5 protein-coding genes are annotated in these 3,517 nt (G+C 53.9%); 1 reads left to right on the top strand and 4 read right to left on the bottom strand.

The window, feature by feature from the left end:
* Positions 1–303, top strand: a complete 303-nt coding sequence (locus tag FBQ85_28055; GenBank protein ID MDL1878987.1) for a copper resistance protein NlpE — start codon at positions 1–3, stop codon at positions 301–303.
* Between the two features lie 96 nt (positions 304–399).
* Here the strand turns inward: FBQ85_28055 and FBQ85_28050 are convergent, their stop codons facing one another.
* The 4 genes from FBQ85_28050 to FBQ85_28035 all read right to left on the bottom strand — a co-directional run.
* Entirely contained in the window at positions 400–1,122 is a 723-nt protein-coding gene (locus FBQ85_28050; GenBank protein MDL1878986.1) for a hypothetical protein, read from the bottom strand.
* Entirely contained in the window at positions 836–1,531 is a 696-nt protein-coding gene (locus tag FBQ85_28045) for a GNAT family N-acetyltransferase (protein ID MDL1878985.1), read from the bottom strand. Before FBQ85_28045 ends, FBQ85_28050 begins: the two co-directional genes overlap by 287 nt.
* A 17-nt stretch (positions 1,532–1,548) precedes the next feature.
* Positions 1,549–2,709: an aminotransferase class I/II-fold pyridoxal phosphate-dependent enzyme gene (locus FBQ85_28040; protein MDL1878984.1), complete on the bottom strand. Its 1,161-nt coding sequence runs from the start codon at positions 2,707–2,709 to the stop codon at positions 1,549–1,551.
* Between the two features lie 197 nt (positions 2,710–2,906).
* Positions 2,907–3,517 (bottom strand): multidrug transporter (locus FBQ85_28035; protein ID MDL1878983.1); only part of this gene is annotated, 611 nt, incomplete at its 5' end.

Genomic DNA, 3,517 nt, shown 5'->3' with positions numbered 1-3,517 from the left:
ATCTACAAAGGTTTTTCACCGGCCGCCTCCTGCTGCGGCCTGGATTGGACGCTGTATCTGAGTCCCGGCAGCAAGGCCAGCCTCAAAAGCGATTACCTCAACGGCGAAGCGCCCATCGTTGAAAGCGGAACGTGGCAGGTAACGGACGATAATCTGACCGTGACCCTTGAGGGGGCGGAAAAGCCCATGACCTTTCGGGTGGCCGAAGGGGTTTTGATTTCCAATGAGATCACCATCTTTGGGCAAGCGCCGCTGCGGATGTATCGTTTTGAGGTGGCGGCCCAGAACGCCGGTAAATCATAGCGAGGTTTAGCCATGCCAGGACAGCTCATTTTTGAACCGGTGCAGCGCTCGCGCCACCAATTGGTTTTAAACTATCGGGTTGACGATATTCCCTTTTCAACGGTTTACTGGTATGACAGCGTCAACTTTTTTGAGTTGGAAGCGCGCTTTGGCCAGGCCTTTAGGCTCATACTCTGAAGGCACGTAAATCGACATGAACGGCGCGTTGAGGCCGCCTTCTTTGGCGCGCACGTAGTCGAAATCCCCGCCCGCGGTGCGCATGGAAATATCCTCAACCTTTTCGCGCATGCGATAGGGCACATCAACATGCGTATCGACGATGAGAAGTTTTTGCGCCAAGTGGTTGGCTTTCTCGCGCAGTTTGGCGTCGTTTTGATCCGTGGCATAAGCCAGCGTTGCCCCAAGCAACAACCAAAGCAAAGCATAACGCCTTTTCATGTGATCCCTTTCCTGATTTTTGAGATGCGGATATTTACTTTTGATTGCGGTGAAGATTTTTGGGACTTGGTGGCTAAATTTATCTGCAGATCGGCTATTTGACATAATAACGCATGATCGGCCGCGTTGCTGAGCGGCGCAGGATTTCTTTGAACCCCGCTTTACGAAATGCACTGGCCAGGCCGGTCCACATGAACGTGTCCGGTTGCATCTTCTTAGCGCCCGCGTCGGCGGTGGTGGCTGAGCTTGTCGAAGCCGAGCTTGTCGAAGCCGAGCCTGTCGAAGCCGAGCCTGTCGAAGCCGAGCCTGTCGAAGCCGAGCCTGTCGAAGCAGGCTCCACCGGATAGCCTTCGAGAATTTTCCCGCCGCGCTTTTTAACATAGGTAATCGCCGCCTTTAACAATTCGACCGTAACGCCTTGCCGGCGAAATCCTTTGGCAATGAAAAAGCATGTCACCGACCAAACCGGTTGCTCGTCAATCGGCTGCAAGATGCGCGAGCGTTCCAACGCTGAAAATTTCTCGCGCGGCGATATCGAACACCAACCCACTGGCTCGCCCCGGGCATAAGCAAGCAATCCGGGCACGTCGTTCGCTTTGACCAGCTTTTGCATGGCCTTTTTATTTTTCAGACCTTTTTGCTGCTCAAAGGTTGCCCGCGGCAAACGCATGAACATGCACCAGCATCCGCCGCACGCCCCGCGCTCGCCGAAGAGTTTTTCAAAGTCCGCCCAGCGTGCCGGCGTGAGCGGTTGTATTTTCAATTGTAATACCGTTGATTTTTTTATCATCTCTTCTTGCCCGGTTTTTAGGCGTGCAATGCCTGTTCAAAATCTGCCAGCAAATCCTCCGTTGCTTCGATGCCGATTGAGACGCGAATCAAGCTGTCGGTGATGCCCAGCCGTTTGCGTTCTTCTGCCGACATGCCAACATGAGAAGTGGTGGCAGGCCTGGTTACCAATGTTTCAATGCCGCCCAGGCTGGGGGCTTTGAGAGGAATTTTAACCGCATCAATAAAGCGTTTGGCAGCGCCCAGGCCTTCTTTCAATTCAAAGCTCATCATCCCGCTGTAGCCGTTGAATAGCTCTTTGGCAATATGATGTTGCGGATGCGATTCCAGGCCGGGATAATTGACTTGCGCGACAGCGCGATGTGAGCTCAAAAAGCGCGCGAGGCGTAACGCGCTTTCATTTTGCTGCCGCATGCGCACGGCCAGCGTCTTCATGCCACGATGGAGCAAAAAACAGGCGTGCGGATCGAGCGAACCGCCGAGATGATTGAGCTTGCGCCGGATGTTTTCAACCAATCCCGCGCGGCCGATGACAGCCCCGGCAACAATATCAGAATGGCCGTTGAGATATTTGGTGCAACTGTGCAAGGAAAGATCATAACCCCATTCCGCCGGACGAAAATTGCAGGGACTCGCAAACGTGTTGTCGATCATCGAGACCAAACCATGAGCATTGGCAAACGTCACGGCCGCTTTGAGATCCGTCACCTGCAGCATGGGATTGGACATGGCTTCGACGTAGAGGGCGCGCGTGGTCGGCTTCAGCTTGTGTTTCCAACTCGTGGGATCATTGCCGTCGATGAAATCATACGTAATGCCCAGCGCTGGCAAATCTTTGGTGATGAAATCGTGCGTGCCGCCGTACAAATTATCTTGTGCGAGCAAATGATCGCCGGCGGCGAGCATGGTGAGGAGAGCAGCGGAGATCGCGGCCATGCCGCTGGCTGCCACCAGCGCAGCCTCGGCGTTTTCCAAGGCTGCCAGCTTGTTCTGTAACACAATGTGATTAGGCGTGTTGTTCAAACGGATATAACGAATGTCATGATAACCGGCGTCTTCGCCGTCGTATTCGAACATCGCGGTTTGAAAAATCGGCATGCTCACCGCGCCGGCAATGCGAGGATCCGGCTCACCGGCATGAATGATTTTGGTTTCGAGCCTTGGGGAGGGATGGGGCATTGCGTTCTTCTCCGGTTGATTGAAGCATTAAAACCCAATGAACGTCACCCTAAGAAATTTATCCATCCTGACATGTCATCCAAAAAGGAACTTGTGGAATTGCAGACATAATGCCGGGTCCTTCACAGGATTCTTTCAGAATGACATCAGGTGTGGATATATTTTCTAGGGTGACAATGTACTAGCAATTCCGTGCCTCATCGCGTTTCCACGCATACCCGCGCTTCGGCATTCTCCGGCAATTGCGCGGGAGGTTCTGCTTGTGAGATTTTCGGTTGAGGCCGGCTCAAAATAATTGCAATCACCGCCGTCACGATGAGCAAGGTTGCAAAAATGGCGCGGGGCGTCAGCGCCTCGCCGCCAATCGCCCAACCGAGCAAAACAGCGACCACCGGATTGACAAACGCATACGTCGAAGCGCGCGAAGGCGTGGTCATGCGCAGCAGCCAAATATAAGCCGTAAATCCAATGAGTGAACCGAAGACGATCAAATAAGCCAGAGCGAGAAATGATTGCAATGAGATTTGCTCGAAATGTACTTTTTGCCATTCGCCCGAAAGCAGGCCCACCAGCAGCAAGGAAGCGCCGCCGCAAAGCATTTGCATGCCGGTCGCGAGCAGGGGAGAAGCGTTGATGCGAGTATGAGTCGAATACAAGGAACCGGCGGCCCATGAGAACGAGGCGAGGAGCAACACGATCATGCCCAGCGGATCAACCGCGCCGCTGCCCATCAGGCGTTCCGGACCGACCAGCACGGCAATGCCGCTGAGGCCGATGATGATTCCAAAAATTGTTTTGCCGTCAGGCC

This window comes from Cytophagia bacterium CHB2 (assembly GCA_030263535.1).
Classification (GTDB): domain Bacteria; phylum Zhuqueibacterota; class Zhuqueibacteria; order Zhuqueibacterales; family Zhuqueibacteraceae; genus Coneutiohabitans.
Note: the sequence above shows the minus strand (reverse complement) of the source record. Positions and strands in the feature narration are given on the sequence as shown.

Coding starts and splice junctions, on each gene's coding strand:
- FBQ85_28050 (MDL1878986.1), bottom strand. CDS start 1,122: ATGTTAAAAAGCGCGGCGGGAAAATTCTCGAAGGCTATCCGGTGGAGC.
- FBQ85_28045 (MDL1878985.1), bottom strand. CDS start 1,531: ATGATAAAAAAATCAACGGTATTACAATTGAAAATACAACCGCTCACG.
- FBQ85_28040 (MDL1878984.1), bottom strand. CDS start 2,709: ATGCCCCATCCCTCCCCAAGGCTCGAAACCAAAATCATTCATGCCGGT.